Source organism: Streptomyces sp. NBC_01217, from assembly GCF_035994185.1.
In the GTDB taxonomy this organism is placed as follows: domain Bacteria; phylum Actinomycetota; class Actinomycetes; order Streptomycetales; family Streptomycetaceae; genus Streptomyces.
In genome coordinates this window covers 2,451,982-2,466,565 of record NZ_CP108538.1, presented here as the reverse complement: position 1 = coordinate 2,466,565, position 14,584 = coordinate 2,451,982, and the positions used below count along the sequence as shown (strand labels likewise).

At 69.1% G+C, this 14,584-nt stretch carries 14 protein-coding genes and 1 riboswitch; of the genes, 11 read left to right on the top strand and 3 right to left on the bottom strand.

Features of this window, described 5'->3' with window-relative positions; all coding sequences use genetic code 11:
* Positions 1–53 precede the first annotated feature (53 nt).
* Positions 54–1,316, top strand: coding sequence for a L,D-transpeptidase (locus OG507_RS10760; protein ID WP_327366950.1), 1,263 nt, complete (start codon positions 54–56; stop codon positions 1,314–1,316).
* Between the two features lie 66 nt (positions 1,317–1,382).
* On the opposite strand, the gene OG507_RS10755 is transcribed toward OG507_RS10760, so the two are convergent.
* Complete coding sequence (locus tag OG507_RS10755; RefSeq protein WP_327366949.1) at positions 1,383–1,784, bottom strand: hypothetical protein; 402 nt, start codon at positions 1,782–1,784, stop codon at positions 1,383–1,385.
* Positions 1,785–1,971: 187 nt separating this feature from the next.
* On the opposite strand from OG507_RS10755, the gene ctaE reads away from it, so the two are divergent.
* The 6 genes from ctaE (at position 1,972) to OG507_RS10725 (ending at position 9,079) form a co-directional block, all read left to right on the top strand.
* Positions 1,972–2,592 (top strand): aa3-type cytochrome oxidase subunit III, encoded by a 621-nt coding sequence (ctaE, locus tag OG507_RS10750; protein ID WP_327366948.1) that lies wholly within the window; start codon positions 1,972–1,974, stop codon positions 2,590–2,592.
* A 62-nt stretch (positions 2,593–2,654) separates the two neighbouring features.
* Complete coding sequence (gene qcrC / locus OG507_RS10745) at positions 2,655–3,464, top strand: cytochrome bc1 complex diheme cytochrome c subunit (protein WP_327366947.1); 810 nt, start codon at positions 2,655–2,657, stop codon at positions 3,462–3,464.
* Entirely contained in the window at positions 3,461–4,513 is a 1,053-nt protein-coding gene (qcrA, locus tag OG507_RS10740; RefSeq protein ID WP_327366946.1) for a cytochrome bc1 complex Rieske iron-sulfur subunit, read from the top strand. The genes qcrC and qcrA overlap by 4 nt, the downstream gene beginning before the upstream one ends.
* The gene (gene qcrB, locus OG507_RS10735) at positions 4,510–6,135 is read left to right on the top strand and encodes a cytochrome bc1 complex cytochrome b subunit (RefSeq protein WP_327366945.1); all 1,626 of its coding nucleotides are present in this window, start codon (positions 4,510–4,512) and stop codon (positions 6,133–6,135) included. Before qcrA ends, qcrB begins: the two co-directional genes overlap by 4 nt.
* A 124-nt stretch (positions 6,136–6,259) precedes the next feature.
* On the top strand, positions 6,260–7,324 hold the full coding sequence (gene trpD, locus OG507_RS10730) for an anthranilate phosphoribosyltransferase (RefSeq protein WP_327366944.1): 1,065 nt from the start codon (positions 6,260–6,262) through the stop codon (positions 7,322–7,324).
* 84 nt (positions 7,325–7,408) lie between these two features.
* Positions 7,409–7,526, top strand: a riboswitch (SAM riboswitch).
* Positions 7,527–7,702: 176 nt separating this feature from the next.
* Positions 7,703–9,079, top strand: coding sequence for an aminotransferase class V-fold PLP-dependent enzyme (locus tag OG507_RS10725; protein WP_327366943.1), 1,377 nt, complete (start codon positions 7,703–7,705; stop codon positions 9,077–9,079).
* Between the two features lie 80 nt (positions 9,080–9,159).
* Here the strand turns inward: OG507_RS10725 and OG507_RS10720 are convergent, their stop codons facing one another.
* The gene (locus OG507_RS10720) at positions 9,160–9,441 is read right to left on the bottom strand and encodes an Lrp/AsnC family transcriptional regulator (RefSeq protein WP_093543818.1); all 282 of its coding nucleotides are present in this window, start codon (positions 9,439–9,441) and stop codon (positions 9,160–9,162) included.
* On the bottom strand, positions 9,438–10,193 hold the full coding sequence (locus tag OG507_RS10715) for a rhomboid family intramembrane serine protease (RefSeq protein WP_327366942.1): 756 nt from the start codon (positions 10,191–10,193) through the stop codon (positions 9,438–9,440). The genes OG507_RS10720 and OG507_RS10715 overlap by 4 nt, the downstream gene beginning before the upstream one ends.
* A 161-nt stretch (positions 10,194–10,354) precedes the next feature.
* Here OG507_RS10715 and OG507_RS10710 point away from each other — a divergent pair, with 161 nt between their 5' ends.
* The 4 genes from OG507_RS10710 (at position 10,355) to OG507_RS10695 (ending at position 14,574) form a co-directional block, all read left to right on the top strand.
* Positions 10,355–10,597: a hypothetical protein gene (locus tag OG507_RS10710; RefSeq protein ID WP_327366941.1), complete on the top strand. Its 243-nt coding sequence runs from the start codon at positions 10,355–10,357 to the stop codon at positions 10,595–10,597.
* A gap of 37 nt (positions 10,598–10,634) precedes the next feature.
* The gene (locus OG507_RS10705; protein WP_327371927.1) at positions 10,635–11,996 is read left to right on the top strand and encodes an NYN domain-containing protein; all 1,362 of its coding nucleotides are present in this window, start codon (positions 10,635–10,637) and stop codon (positions 11,994–11,996) included.
* Positions 11,997–12,279: 283 nt separating this feature from the next.
* A complete protein-coding gene (locus tag OG507_RS10700; RefSeq protein WP_327366940.1) occupies positions 12,280–13,305 on the top strand; it encodes a C40 family peptidase in 1,026 nt (341 codons plus the stop codon).
* Between the two features lie 237 nt (positions 13,306–13,542).
* Positions 13,543–14,574 carry a C40 family peptidase gene (locus OG507_RS10695; RefSeq protein WP_327366939.1) on the top strand — a complete coding sequence of 344 codons (1,032 nt, stop codon included), beginning with the start codon at positions 13,543–13,545 and terminating at the stop codon, positions 14,572–14,574.
* The last annotated feature ends 10 nt before the right edge of the window (positions 14,575–14,584 follow it).

Sequence of the window (14,584 nt, the reverse complement as noted above, 5' to 3'; positions counted from 1 at the left end):
CGTTTGCAGTCGTATTGCGCGCTAAAAGGGATGAATCTTCATAGCGTGTGTTCATGAACCACACGCCGCGCTTCCGCCCCGTAGTGAGCTGCACTCTGCTGGTCGTGACCCTGGTCGCTGGTGTGACCGCCTGTGGGGGGCCGAACGGCCACCCACTCGCGGCGAAACCATACGATGCGGCGGACGAGATCTCGTTCAACGTCCCCGAGGGCGACGAGAAGGCCGATTCCGACAAGCCGCTCGAAGTCGGTGTCGACGGCGACGACGGCCGGATCACGGACGTGTCGGCAGTGGACTCGACCGGACGCCACCTGGCGGGCGAGCTGGACGCCGACGGGACACGCTGGCACTCCACCGCCCCGCTCGCCGCAGGCGCCCGCTACACCGTCCGGGTCAGCATGGAGGACGACGACGGCGCCCCGGGCGTCCGTACGCTCTCCTTCGAGACCGCCGCCGTCAAGGCGAAGAAGCTCCTGAAGGTCACCTTCGGCCCCGAGGCGGGCACCTACGGCGTCGGGCAGCCCATCACGGCGCAACTCAGCGTCCCGGTCAAGGACAAGGCGTCCAGGGCCATCGTGGAGCGCGCCCTGCGGGTCCGCGCCACGCCCGCCGTGACCGGCTCCTGGTACTGGGTCGACGACAAGATCCTGCACTACCGCCCGAAGGAGTACTGGCCCGCCAAGGCCACCATCGACGTCACCAGCGGCCTGACGGGCATCAAGGTCGCCGACGCGCTCTACGGAGCCCCCGCGAAGGCGCTGAAGCTCACCACGGGCGAGCGCGTCGAGGCCCTCACCGACGCCGCCGCGCACACGATGACGGTCAAGCGCGACGGGAAAGTGATCAACACCATTCCGGTGACCACGGGCAAGCCCGGTTTCTCCACCCGAAACGGCGTCAAGGTCGTGCTGGCCAAGGAGGGCTCCGTACGTATGCGCGGTGAGACCATCGGCATCTCGGAGGACTCCTCCGACGGTTACGACCTGATGGTCCACTACGCGACCCGCGTCACCTGGAGCGGTGAGTACGTGCACGCCGCCCCCTGGTCCGTCGGTTCGCAGGGGTACGAGAACGTCAGCCACGGCTGTACGGGCATGAGCACCAGCATGGCCGAGTGGTTCTACAACACCGTGCGCCCGGGCGACATCGTCCAGGTCGTCGGCAGCCAGGGCGAGATGATGACGCCGTTCGACAACGGCTTCGGCGACTGGAACCTGCCCTGGGCCGAATGGCAGAAGGGCAGCGCCCTGCAGAAGAGCGCCGCCCCGGACCGCACGGACATGTTCCAGGCGGCGCGACTGCGGCCCGAGGTCTGACCGGTCCGGGGAGTGCGCCCCTCAGCGGGACCGCGGAAGGAAGGTCCCGCGAAAGCGCGGCAGGTCTCAGGCGTCCACGCAGTCCCTGCTGCGCAGCAGAGCGGCCAGGGCGTCCGCGAACTCGACCGGTTCGACCGGCAGGGCCACCGCGGCGTCCGCACGGCTCCAGGTGGCCAGCCAGGCGTCCTGCGGGCGCCCGATCAGCAGCAGTACGGGTGGGCAGTGGAAGATCTCGTCCTTGATCTGCCGGCAGACGCCCATGCCGCCCGCGGGCGCCGTCTCGCCGTCCAGCACACAGACGTCGATGCCGCCGTTGTCCAGCGCCTCCAGGACGGCGGGCAGGGTGGCGCACTCCAGGAACTCCACCGGCGGCACGTCGGCCGCGGGCCTGCGCCCGGCTGCCAGCCTCACCTGCTCACGGGTGTTGGCGTCGTCGCTGTAGACCAGGACCGTGGCGGTCGGCTGCATTGTTCCTCCGTGACATCTGTGTCTTCGGGGCTTTCCGGGCATGAACCGATGCGCGGATCGTACTCCGCCCGATGGCCTGTCAGTACCGCTCCGGACAGCGGATTCATGGGCCGTTCGGGGAGGGCACACCCTGTTGACACACCGAACGGCACCCCCCGGAGTGAGGGCGGGATAAGGGACCGACATAATGTCGGTCGTGGCGACAGCAACGACAGTAGAAACCGGGCACGCGCACCCGTCGGTCAATCGACCGAACCTCACCAGCGTCGGAACCATCATCTGGTTGAGTTCCGAGCTGATGTTCTTCGCGGCCCTCTTCGCGATGTACTTCACCCTGCGATCGGTGACGGGACCGGATCACTGGAAGGAAATGGCTTCGGCCCTGAACTTCCCGTTCTCCGCGACGAACACCACGATCCTGGTGCTCTCCTCACTCACCTGCCAGCTCGGCGTCTTCGCCGCGGAGCGGGGCGACGTGAAGAAGCTCCGCGCCTGGTTCGTGATCACTTTCGTGATGGGTGCGATCTTCATCGGAGGCCAGGTCTTCGAGTACACCGAGCTGGTGAAGAAGGACGGCCTCTCGCTGTCCTCGGACCCGTACGGCTCGGTGTTCTATCTGACGACCGGCTTCCACGGGCTGCACGTGACAGGCGGTCTCATCGCCTTCCTGTTCGTTCTCGGCAGGACGTACGCAGCCAAGAGGTTCACCCACGAACAGGCGACCGCAGCCATCGTCGTGTCCTATTACTGGCACTTCGTCGATGTCGTGTGGATCGGCCTCTTCGCCACGATCTACATGATCAAGTAACCGGGCCTGAACCCGAACCACATCCAGCATCGACGCAGAAGATCCTGACACCGGGGTAATCCGTGAAAAAGCTCTCCGCACGACGACGCCATCCGTTGGCGGCGGTCGTCGTACTACTCCTCGCGCTGGCGGCCACTGGGGGGCTGTACGCCGCGTTTGCGCCCGCGAGTAAGGCGCAGGCCGACGAAACCGCCCAGTCCCTCGCCATCGACGAGGGCAAGAAGCTGTACTCCGTCGGTTGCGCCAGCTGCCACGGAACCGGCGGTCAGGGCACCTCCGACGGGCCGAGCCTGGTCGGCGTGGGCTCCGCCGCCGTGGACTTCCAGGTCGGTACGGGCCGTATGCCGGCACAGCAGCCGGGCGCCCAGGTGCCGAAGAAGAAGGTCATCTACAACCAGGCCGAGATCGACCAGCTCGCGGCGTACGTCGCGTCGCTCGGCGCCGGTCCGATCGTTCCGAGCAAGAGCCAGGTCAGCCCTGACGGTGCGGACATCGCCAAGGGTGGCGACCTGTTCCGTACCAACTGCGCGCAGTGCCACAACTTCACCGGTGAGGGTGGTGCGCTGACGAACGGCAAGTACGCGCCCAGCCTCGAAGGCGTGGACCCGAAGCACATGTACGAGGCCATGCAGACCGGCCCGCAGAGCATGCCGTCCTTCCCGGACACGACGTTGCCCGAGCAGGAGAAGCGGGACATCATCGCCTACGTCCAGACCGTGAACAGCGCCCAGTCGGAGAGCCCGGGTGGTCTCAAGCTGGGCGGCCTGGGGCCGGTCAGCGAGGGCTTGTTCGCCTGGATCTTCGGGCTCGGCGCACTGATCGCAGTTGCCATTTGGGTCGCGGCCCACACCGCTAAGGCCAAGAAGTCATGAGTAGCCAAGAGATTCCAGACGAGAACCTGCCCGCTGAGCAGGACCCCGCGCACGGCGCGGTCAAGGTCGCGGACGACCCGTTCGCCGACCCGGGGCTGCCGGCCCACAAGCCGCGCATCCAGGACATCGACGAACGGGCCGCGAAGCGCTCCGAGCGCGCCGTCGCGTTCATGTTCACGCTGTCCATGCTGGCGACGATCGGCTTCATCGCCTCCTACGTCATCTTCCCGGTCGACGAGATCGTGTACATCTGGCCCTTCGGCCATGTGAGCGCGCTCAACTTCTCCCTGGGTCTGACCCTGGGCGTGGCCCTCTTCACCATCGGCGCAGGCGCCGTCCACTGGGCGCGCACCCTGATGTCCGACGTGGAGGTCGCCGACGACCGGCACGCCATCGAGGCCGAGCCCGAGGTCAAGGCGAAGGTCCTCGCGGACTTCGCGGCAGGTGCCGAGGAGTCCGCGTTCGGACGGCGCAAGCTGATCCGCAACACCCTGTTCGGTGCGCTGGCCCTGGTGCCGCTCTCCGGCGTGGTGCTGCTGCGCGACCTCGGTCCGCTGCCGGAGAAGAAGCTCCGCAACACCCTGTGGGCCAAGGGCAAGCAGCTCATCAACATGAACACGATGGAGCCGCTTCGTCCCGAGGACGTCGCCGTCGGTTCGCTGACCTTCGCCATGCCCGAGGGCCTGGAGGAGCACGACGAGGACTTCCAGAACCAGATCGCCAAGGCCGCCCTGATGATCATCCGCATCCAGCCGGAGAACATCAAGGACCCGCGCGAGCGCGAGTGGGCCCACGAGGGAATCGTGGCCTTCTCCAAGATCTGCACCCACGTCGGCTGCCCGATCAGCCTGTACGAGCAGCAGACGCACCACGTGCTCTGCCCGTGCCACCAGTCCACCTTCGACCTCTCCGACGGCGCCCGCGTCATCTTCGGTCCGGCCGGTCACGCCCTTCCGCAGCTGCGGATCGGCGTGAACAGCGAGGGCAACCTCGAGGCGCTCGGTGACTTCGAAGAGCCCGTCGGTCCTGCATTCTGGGAGCGCGGATGAGTACTGCGACCGACACACAGCGCAAAGCGCCCGCCGGTGAGCGGGTGGCCGACTGGGCGGACGGCCGGCTCGGGATCTACTCCCTGGCCAAGTCCAACATGCGCAAGATCTTCCCGGACCACTGGTCCTTCATGCTCGGTGAGATCGCCCTCTACAGCTTCATCATCATCATCCTCACGGGTGTGTATCTGACGCTGTTCTTCCACCCGAGCATGAACGAGGTCGTGTACCACGGCTCGTACGAGCCGATGCAGGGCATCCGGATGTCCGAGGCCTACGCCTCGACGCTGGACATCAGCTTCGACGTCCGCGGTGGTCTCCTGGTCCGCCAGATCCACCACTGGGCCGCGCTGATCTTCCTGGCCGGCATGTTCGTGCACATGATGCGCGTCTTCTTCACGGGTGCGTTCCGCAAGCCGCGTGAGATCAACTGGCTGTTCGGCTTCCTGCTGTTCGTGCTGGGCATGTTCACCGGCTTCACCGGCTACTCGCTCCCGGACGACCTGCTCTCCGGTACGGGTGTCCGCTTCACCCAGGGCGCGATCCTGTCGATGCCGATCGTCGGCACGTACATCTCGATGTTCCTGTTCGGCGGAGAGTTCCCCGGCCACGACTTCGTCGCCCGGTTCTACTCGATCCACATCCTGCTGCTGCCGGGCATCATGCTCGGCCTGCTGGTGGCGCACCTGATCCTGGTCTTCTACCACAAGCACACGCAGTTCGCGGGTCCCGGCCGCACCAACAAGAACGTGGTCGGCATGCCGCTGCTGCCGGTGTACATGGCGAAGGCCGGCGGCTTCTTCTTCCTGGTCTTCGGCATCATCGCCGTCATCTCGGCGATCGCCTCGATCAACCCGATCTGGGCCATCGGCCCCTACCGTCCGGACCAGGTGTCCACCGGCGCCCAGCCCGACTGGTACATGGGCTTCGCCGAGGGTCTGATCCGAGTGATGCCGGGCTGGGAGATCAACCTCTGGGGTCACACGCTCGTCCTGGGTGTGTTCATCCCGCTGATGGCCTTCGGACTGGTGCTCGCGATCATCGCGGTCTACCCGTTCGTCGAGTCCTGGGTCACCGGCGACAAGCGCGAGCACCACATCCTGGACCGCCCGCGCAACGCCCCGACCCGGACGGCCTTCGGCGTCGCCTGGATCACCGAGTACGTCATCGTCTTCATCGGCGGTGGCAACGACCTGTGGGCCACGCACTTCCACCTGTCGCTGAACGCCATCTCCTGGTTCGTCCGGATCTTCATCTTCGTCGGCCCGGTCATCGCGTTCATCGCCACCAGGCGGATCTGCCTCGGCCTCCAGCGCCGCGACAAGGAGAAGGTGCTGCACGGGCGCGAGTCCGGCATCATCAAGCGCCTGCCGCACGGTGAGTTCGTCGAGATCCACGAGCCGCTCGGCCCCGAGCAGCTGCACACGCTCACCGCGCACGAGCAGTACAAGCCGGTCGAGATCGGCCCGACGGTCGACGAGAACGGTGTCGAGCGCAAGGTGCCCGCGCTGCAGAAGCTGCGGGCCAGGCTCAGCAAGGGCTACTACGGCGAGGACAACCAGATCGCCAAGCCCACCACCGAGGAGTACAAGGAGATCACCAGCGGCCACGGCCACCACTGATCGCCTGAACTGATCGCCACAGCAGGAGCCCCGTTCATCCGATGGACGGGGCTCTTCGCTGTCCCCGGTGCTCGATAGGGTGGGGGAGAACCCCAATTTCGGCTATGGACCCCAGGAGCGGACCATGAACGTTGTGACCCCGGTCGGCGGCGACAGCGTGGCGGACCGTTCCTGGCCCGGCGTGCTGAACCCCCTGCTGCGCGGCGAGAACCTGAGCGCGGACGACACCGCGTGGGCGATGGACCGCATCATGAGCGGCGAGGCGACCGATGTGCAGATCGCCGGTTTCGCGGTGGCCCTGCGTGCCAAGGGCGAGACGGTCGACGAGGTGTCCGGCCTGGTGCGTGCGATGTACGAGCATGCCAACACCATCCATGTACCCGGCCGTACGGTCGACATCGTCGGCACCGGCGGCGACCTCGCCAAGACGGTCAACATCTCCACGATGTCCGCGATCGTCATCGCGGGCACCGGCGCCAAGGTCGTCAAGCACGGCAACCGCGCCTCCTCGTCGGCGAGCGGTTCCTCCGACGTGCTGGAGAAGCTCGGCGTCAATCTGGAGCTCAACGCCCAGCGGGTCGTCGAGGTGGCCGAGGAGGCGGGCATCACCTTCTGCTTCGCGGTGAAGTTCCACCCTGCCCTGCGCCACGCCGCGAGGGCCCGCAAGGAGCTCGGCGCCCAGACCACGTTCAACATCCTCGGCCCGCTCACCAACCCGGCCAGGGTGCGCTCCCAGGCGGTCGGCGTCGCCGATCTGCGGATGGCTCCCATCGTCGCCGGTGTCCTCGCCGAGCGCGGCAATTCGGCGCTGGTCTTCCGCGGTGACGACGGGCTGGACGAGCTGACGACGACCTCGACCTCGCGGGTCTGGGTGGTCCGGGACGGAGCGGTGCGCGAGGAGGCCTTCGACCCGCGCGACGTCGGTCTGGAGCTGGTGCCGACACAGGCGCTGCGAGGCGCCGACGCCTCGTACAACGCGGATGTGGCCCGCCGGGTGCTGGCCGGTGAGCGGGGGCCCGTACGCGATGCCGTGCTGCTCAACTCGGCGGCGGCGCTGGTGGCCCTGGACCCGACGGACGGCACGCTGAGCGAGCAGCTCGCCGCCGGGATCGCGAAGGCCGCCGAGTCCATCGACTCGGGAGCGGCCCGCCGGGCGCTGGAGCGCTGGGTGGCGGTCAGCAACGCCTGAACGGACGGAATGTGACGCGGGGCGCGGTCCGGATCCTGGACCGCGCCCTTGCGCGTCGCCGTACGTATGGCAAGATGCTGGGCAGGTCATGAGTGACAGCGACTACGGCCCCGGCCCGCTGTCCGGCAACCCTCCGTCCGTGGCGGGGTGCCCCGGGTGAAGACCAGGCCGCAGGCAGCGAGGTCTGCGGCAAGCGCGGGCCCCTCGGCATCTGTGAATGCCAGCCCCCGGGGTCCTGGTCCCTAGGGAGTCTCTTGTGAGCACGCGAATGCGATAGGGCTTTTCCGGCCCTCCTCCGCACACCCTTTTTCACTTCACGCTGCGCTGCCGCGTATCCGCCGGCGCATGCGATTCGTTTGCCCCTTACGGGAGTTCGCCATGTCTGTCCTCACCACCGCCGCCGACCAGTCGCTTTGTGCCCCTCTGCCGGTTCTGGGCAAGGATGTAACGGTTCCGCTGGTCACCGGCGGTGAAGTCACCTACGCGGCCCTCGACTACGCCGCCAGCGCCCCGGCCCTGCAGCGGGTCTGGGACGACGTCGCCGCGTACGCCCCGTACTACGGCAGCGTCCACCGCGGCGCCGGGTACCTCTCGCAACTCTCCACGGACCTCTTCGAGAACAGCCGCAAGGCGGTCGCGGAGTTCCTCGGCTGCCGCGCCGAGGACCAGGTGATCTTCACCCGCTCGACCACCGACTCCCTCAACCTGCTGGCCGCCGTCGTTCCCGCCGACTGCCAGGTCTTCGTGTACGAGACCGAGCACCACGCCTCGCTGCTGCCGTGGCGCGATGCCCGGGTGACCTATCTGAACGCTCCCCGCACCCCGGCCCAGGCCGTCAAGACGCTGGAGCGGGCGCTCGCCGACCGCGACCCCTACGGTCCCGCGCTGGTCTGCGTCACCGGCGCCTCCAACGTCACCGGCGAACTGTGGCCGGTCAAGGAGCTGGCGGCCGCCGCGCACGCCCACGGCGCCCGCATCGTGCTGGACGCCGCGCAGCTCGCCCCGCACCACCCCGTCGACATCACCGAGCTGGACGTCGACTGGGTCGCCTTCTCCGGACACAAGCTGTACGCGCCGTTCGGCTCCGGTGTCCTCGCGGGCCGCGCCGACTGGCTGCAGGACGCCGAGCCGTACCTGGCCGGCGGCGGCGCCTCGCGCAAGGTCGCCCGCCGCACCGACGGGGGAGTGGACGTGGAGTGGCACTCCACCGCCGCCCGCCACGAGGCCGGCTCCCCCAACGTCATCGGCGTGTACTCCATCGCCTCCGCCTGCAAGGCGCTCACCGAGGCGGGCTTCGACAACCTCGTCGCCCGGGAGCAGCACCTCGTCACCGCGGTCCGGGCCGGTCTCGCCGACGTCCCCGAGGTCAAGGTGCTCTCACTGTTCGGCGACGACGCCCCGCGGGTCGGCGTCATCTCCTTCGTGGTGGAGGGCTGGAACAGCTCGCACTTCGCCGCCGCACTCTCCGCCGAGTACGGCATCGGGGTCCGCGACGGATTGTTCTGCGCCCACCCGCTGGTGCGCACCCTGCTCGGCAGCGACCCGCAGGACCCGGGCGAGTGCGGCGCACCGGAGGCCGAGCCGGGCGAGCGGTCGCTCAACGCGATCCGGGTGAGCTTCGGGGCCGGAACGCCGGACGAGCACATCGAGCGCTTCGTCCGCGCGGTCAAGGAGCTGGTGAGCAAGGGCGCGCGGTGGAAGTACCGCACCGAGGACGGCCGCTGCGTCCCGGACCGGGGAGCGGCGCAGCTCTGAGCGGCTCGTAGCACTTCGGCGGGGGACGGGCAGCCGAGCCCGTCCCCCGCCGAAGTGCTACGCCGTGACGAGCGGCGTGGCTACGCGTCGAGGCCGATGGCGAACGCGGCCTCCAGGTCATGCTGCGAGTACGTACGGAAGGCCACATGCGTGTCGGTGGCCTCGACGCCGGGGATCTTGCTGATCCGGCCGGGGATCACGTCCGCCAGATCGTCGTGCTTGGCCACCCGGACCATGGCGATCAGGTCGTACGTACCGGTGACCGAGAAGACCTCGCTGACGCTGTCCAGCGCGGCGATGGCCTCGGCGATCTCGGGAATCCGGTCCACGCTGGTTTTGATGAGCACGATCGCGGTGATCACGGCTGGCTTTCTCCCTCGGTGGCCGTGGCTGGAGACTTCACTCTATCCGTACGCCGGTAGCGCCCCCAGGCGTAGAGGAAGCCGAGGGCGAAGCCGACCACATGGGCCAGATAGGCCACGCCGGGGCCCCCGCTGCCCGCGCCCTGGACCGCCAGCCACTGCAGGACGAACCAGAAGATCAGCACGATCCAGGCGGGGAAGCGCAGCGGCAGGAAGAAGAGGAACGGGAACAGGCTGGTGACCCGGGCCCGGGGGAACAGGTACAGGAAGGCCCCCAGCACCGCGGAGATGGCCCCCGAGGCGCCCACGAGCGTCTGGTCGGACGTGGCGTGCGCGGCCGCGTAGCCGACCAGGGCGAGATATCCGCAGGTCACGTAGAAGAAGACGAACTCGGCATGCCCCATGCGCTCCTCGGCCATCGCCCCGAACACGTACAGGAAGAGCATGTTGCCGAGCAGATGCAGCCAGCTGCCGTGCACGAAGAGGGCGGTGAGCGGGGTGAGCAGGGCGCGTGCGGAACCGTCCCACAGCTCGCTCGGGATCACGCCCCAGCGCTCGAAGTACCCTGCCTGGGCGGCCAGCAGGGCGTCGGGGGTGCCGGAGGACGGCGGGTTGAACCCGGAGAGCGGGCTGATCAGGAAGACCAGGGCGCACAGGGCGATCAGGGCATGGGTCACCGGCGGTCCGCCCGAGGCGACCGTCCGTAGCATTCCGCTCGTGAATCTGTCGGCCGCAGCCCGCCGATCGATCATGAACAGAGCATGACGCAAGCGGAGGGAACGGGACAGACCGCCTCGCCGTGTCGGGGGGATGCGGCGAGGCCGTAGGGTTACGGCAGGACATCCGCAGTTCGACGGTGCACCGCGAGATCCTTGAAGCAGACGGCACGAGGCTCGACGAAAGAGGACGCACGATGACGACGGTTCCCCAGCCGACCGACGGGACCCGCTGGCGCTGCACGCTCTGTGGGAATCTCACGCGGTTCGACGTGACGCGCTCCTCGAAGGTCGTCGAGTACGTCCACCTCGACCTGGCCGGGGAGTCCACCGTCGAGGAACGCGAGGTGGTCAGTGAGACCATCGAGTCGGTGCGCTGCCGTTGGTGCAATGCGGTGGATCAGATCGAACTGGTGGACAGGCCGGGTGCCGACTCCTGACGGAGCCGCGCGGACAGACGATTTGGGGTGACGGATGGTGGAGCAGCCCGCTAGCGGCGCCGAGTCGGCCGAGGCGGCCGGCGAAGCCGTCGAGGCGCTCGACCGCCCGCTGCCCGAAGGCGTACGGCGACGGGTCGTCGCGCTGGTCTCGGACGCGTTCGGCGGCCTGACGGTCCCCGAACTCCCGGCCCAGCTGAGGCAGTACGCCCGCTTCACCCCGACCCGGCGCGCCAAGTTCGCAGGGAACGCGATGGCGGCCGCCCTGGAGGGCGACGCGCTGTTCCGGCAGCGCATCGGCGAACGGCTCAGGGAGGGGCAGCCGGAGCTGACGGCCGCGCTGGAGGCCGGATCGCCGCCCGCCGCCGCCGACCCCGTCGACGTGGCCGCCGCGGCCTATGTGCTGCGCCCGGCCGGCTGGGTGAAGCTGGTCGCCGCAGCCGGTGAGGAGGCCCAGCGGGCCGATGCCGAGCGCGCCGACGAGGAGAGCCGCCGAGAGCTGGAACGGCTGCGCGAAGAACTCGCCCAGGCCCGCACCCAGACGAAGAGCGAGACCGAAAGGCTCCGCGCCGAGCTGGACGTGGCGCGCAAGGAAGCCGAGTCCCTTCAGCGCAAACTGCGCAGCGCCGTCAACGAGGTCAAGCGCGGCGAGGCCGCGTTGCGCCGCAGCCGGGCCGAGACCGACGCCGTACGGTCCGAGGCGGCCTTCCAGGTCTCCGCGGCCGAGAGCGAGGCCCGTCGGCTCAAGGCGCGGCTCTCAGAGGCCGAGGCGTCCGTGGAGGCGGGCCGCAGGGCCGCCAGGGAGGGTCGCTCGGTCGAGGACATGCGGCTGCGGCTGCTGCTGGACACCGTGCTCGACGCGGCCAGCGGACTCCGTCGCGAACTGGCCCTGCCGCCCTCCTCGATCCGCCCCGCCGACAGTGCCGACGCGGTCGAGCCGGGCAGGATGTCGCCCAAGGACATTGCCGCCAGGGCCCTTTCGGAGACCGATCCGGCCCTGCTCGACCAGTTGCTCGCGCTGCCGCAGGCGCATCTGATCGTGGACGGCTACAACGTCACCAAGACCGGCTATCCGCAGCTGCCGCTGGAGAAGCAGCGGCTGCGGCTGCTGGGCGGTCTCGCGGTCCTCGCGGCGCAGACCGGCGCCGAGATGACCTGTGTCTTCGACGGGGCCGAGCTGGCCGCCCCGGTGCTGCTCGCACCGCCGCGCGGGGTCCGGGTGCTGTTCAGCAAGCCCGGAGTGACCGCCGACGAGCTCATCCGGCAGCTGGCGCGCGCCGAACCGCCGGGCCGGCCGGTCGTGGTGGTCTCCACCGACCGCGAAGTCGCCGACGGAGTGGCGAAAGCGGGTGCCAGGCCCGTTGCGTCCGTCTTGCTCCTGAAGCGCCTTTCGCGCGTTTAGTGGCACTTGTCGGTTCTCGGCGGAAATCAGGGAACGGACCGTCAAGTCACCGCTACACCCTGTGTGATGTGGGTAAAGAAGTATCTCCTGTGACGAGATTTTTCTTGTGAGGATTTGAACTGATCACAAGATGGTCACTAGGGTCGGGCCTCGAACCTTCGCACGGTTGATCACCCATCCGGGGTGACGGCGAGGGAACCGCCGAGTCCGTGACGTGCACGGAGCCGGGGATCTCAGTCCCCACAGCCCGGTAGGCGGCTCGAGGAAGAAGGAGCTCGCCTCCGTGGCGTCCCACCGTCGACCCAAGCAGCCGAGCCGCGCTCGTGTGACCGTGCTCACCGCTACCGCGGCCGCGGCCGTGGCCCTGACCTCCCAGGCGGCCCACGCCGACCCGAAGCCCACGAAGAGCGAGGTCAAGGCGAAGGTCGACAAGCTCTACCACGAGGCGGAGACGGCCACCGAGCAGTTCAACGGGGCCAAGGAGCAGCAGCAGAAGCTGGAGAAGGAAGTCAGCGCGCTGCAGGACAAGGTGGCCCGCGGCCAGCAGGAGATCAACACGCTCCGCAGCGGCCTCGGTTCGCTCGCCGCCGCGCAGTACCGCTCCGGCGGCATCGACCCGTCGGTCCAGCTCTTCCTCGCCTCGGACCCGGACAGCTTCCTCGACGAGGCCTCGGCCCTCGACCAGTTGACGGCCAAGCAGACCGAGTCGCTGGAGAAGATCCAGGACAAGCAGCGGGCCCTCGCGCAGGAGCGCAAGGAGGCCCAGGACAAGCTCGGTGACCTCGCGGACGTGCGCAAGACGCTCGGCGAGAAGAAGAAGAAGTTCCAGGGCAAGCTCGCCGAGGCACAGCGCCTGCTCAACACGCTGACCGCCGCCGAGCGCGAGAAGATGCGCCAGGACGACCTGCGCGCCAGCCGCGCCGCCGGTGACCGGGTCGACCTCGGCAACGAGGTCCCCGCCTCCGCCCGTGGCGCCGCCGCCCTCCAGGCCGCCTCCACCCAGCAGGGCAAGCCGTACGTCTCCGGCGGCACCGGCCCCAACTCCTTCGACTGCTCGGGCCTGACCCAGTGGGCCTACGCCCAGGCCGGCGTCCACATCACCCGCACCACGTACACCCAGATCAACGACGGCACCCAGATAGGCCGCAGCGCCCTCAAGCCGGGCGACCTGGTCTTCTTCAACAACACCTCGCACGTGGCCCTCTACGCGGGCAACAACACCGTTCTGCACGCCCCGAAGCCGGGTGCGGTGGTCCGCTACGAGTCGATGAACACCATCGGCACCTTCCAGGTCGGCGTGCGTATCTGACGACGCCCGAACGGGCGAATTCCCGCGCCCGCGCAGACAGTCCGCCCCGCCGGAGACCACAGGTCACCGGCGGGGCGTTCCCGTTTGAGCCACTCTTCCGGGCCGCTGCCGCCTTTGGACGCTCCGTGATCGCCCGACTACTGTCTGCCTGCTGTGCAGCTCCGGTCGTAGATCCGCCCGCCCCGGGCGGCAGGGGCTGCGCACAGTTGCGTACAGCGGAAGGAAGTGCGGCGTCCTGTGGTGTCCCATCGCCGTTCCACACAGCCCGGCCTCAACCGGGGCGCCCGGGTCACTGTTCTGTCGGCCGCGGCGGCGACCGCTGCCGCCACCCTCGGGGCGGCCACCGCGAACGCCGACCCGCAGGACACGCCCCGGACCGCCAAGGCTCGGGTGGACCGGCTCTACACCGAGGCCGAGCGGGCCACCGAGCAGTACAACGAGGCCGGTGAGAACGCCGACCGGCTGCGCGGCGAGGTGAAGCGGGCCCAGGACCGGGCGGCCCGCGGCCAGGAACACCTCAACCGGCTGCGCACGGCGCTCGGTTCGGTGGCCAGTGCGCAGTACCGCTCGGGCGGCCTCGACCCGGCGCTCGCCCTGCTGCTCTCCTCCGACCCGGACACCTACCTCGACCGTGCGGCCGTTCTGGACCGCCTCACCGAGCGCCAGGCCGCCGAGGTGCAGGAAGCCCGGCACGCCCGGCACGCTCTCGCACAGACCCGCGCGGAGGCGGCCCGGGCGCTGGCCGAACTGGAACGCAACCGGGCCGCCGCGAGCCGTCACAAGCGGACCGTCGAGCGCAAGCTCGCCCGGGCCAGGCAACTGCTGGACGCGCTGCCCGGCGCCGTCCGGGCGGACTTCGAACGGGCCTCGCGCTCCGGCCGCGACGACGCGCTCCCCGCCATGACCGAACTGCGGGCCGGTTCCGCGCGGGCGGCCGCCGCCGTCATGGCGGTCCGCCAGGCACTGGGCCGCCCCTACATCTGGGGGGCCAACGGACCCGTCGGATTCGACTGCTCCGGGCTGATGCAGTGGGCGTACGCCCAGGCCGGGGTCAGCCTGCCGCGCACCTCACAGGCCCAGCGGTACGCGGGACGCATGGTGCCGCTCTCCGAGGCCCGCCCCGGCGACCTGGTCGCCTATCGCGCGGACGCCGGCCACATCGGCATGTACGTCGGCAACGGCCAGGTGATCCACGCCCCGTACCCGGGCGCCCCGGTGCGCTACGACCCCGTCGGCATGATGCCCGTCTCCTCGGTCACCCGCGTCTGACCCGTACCCT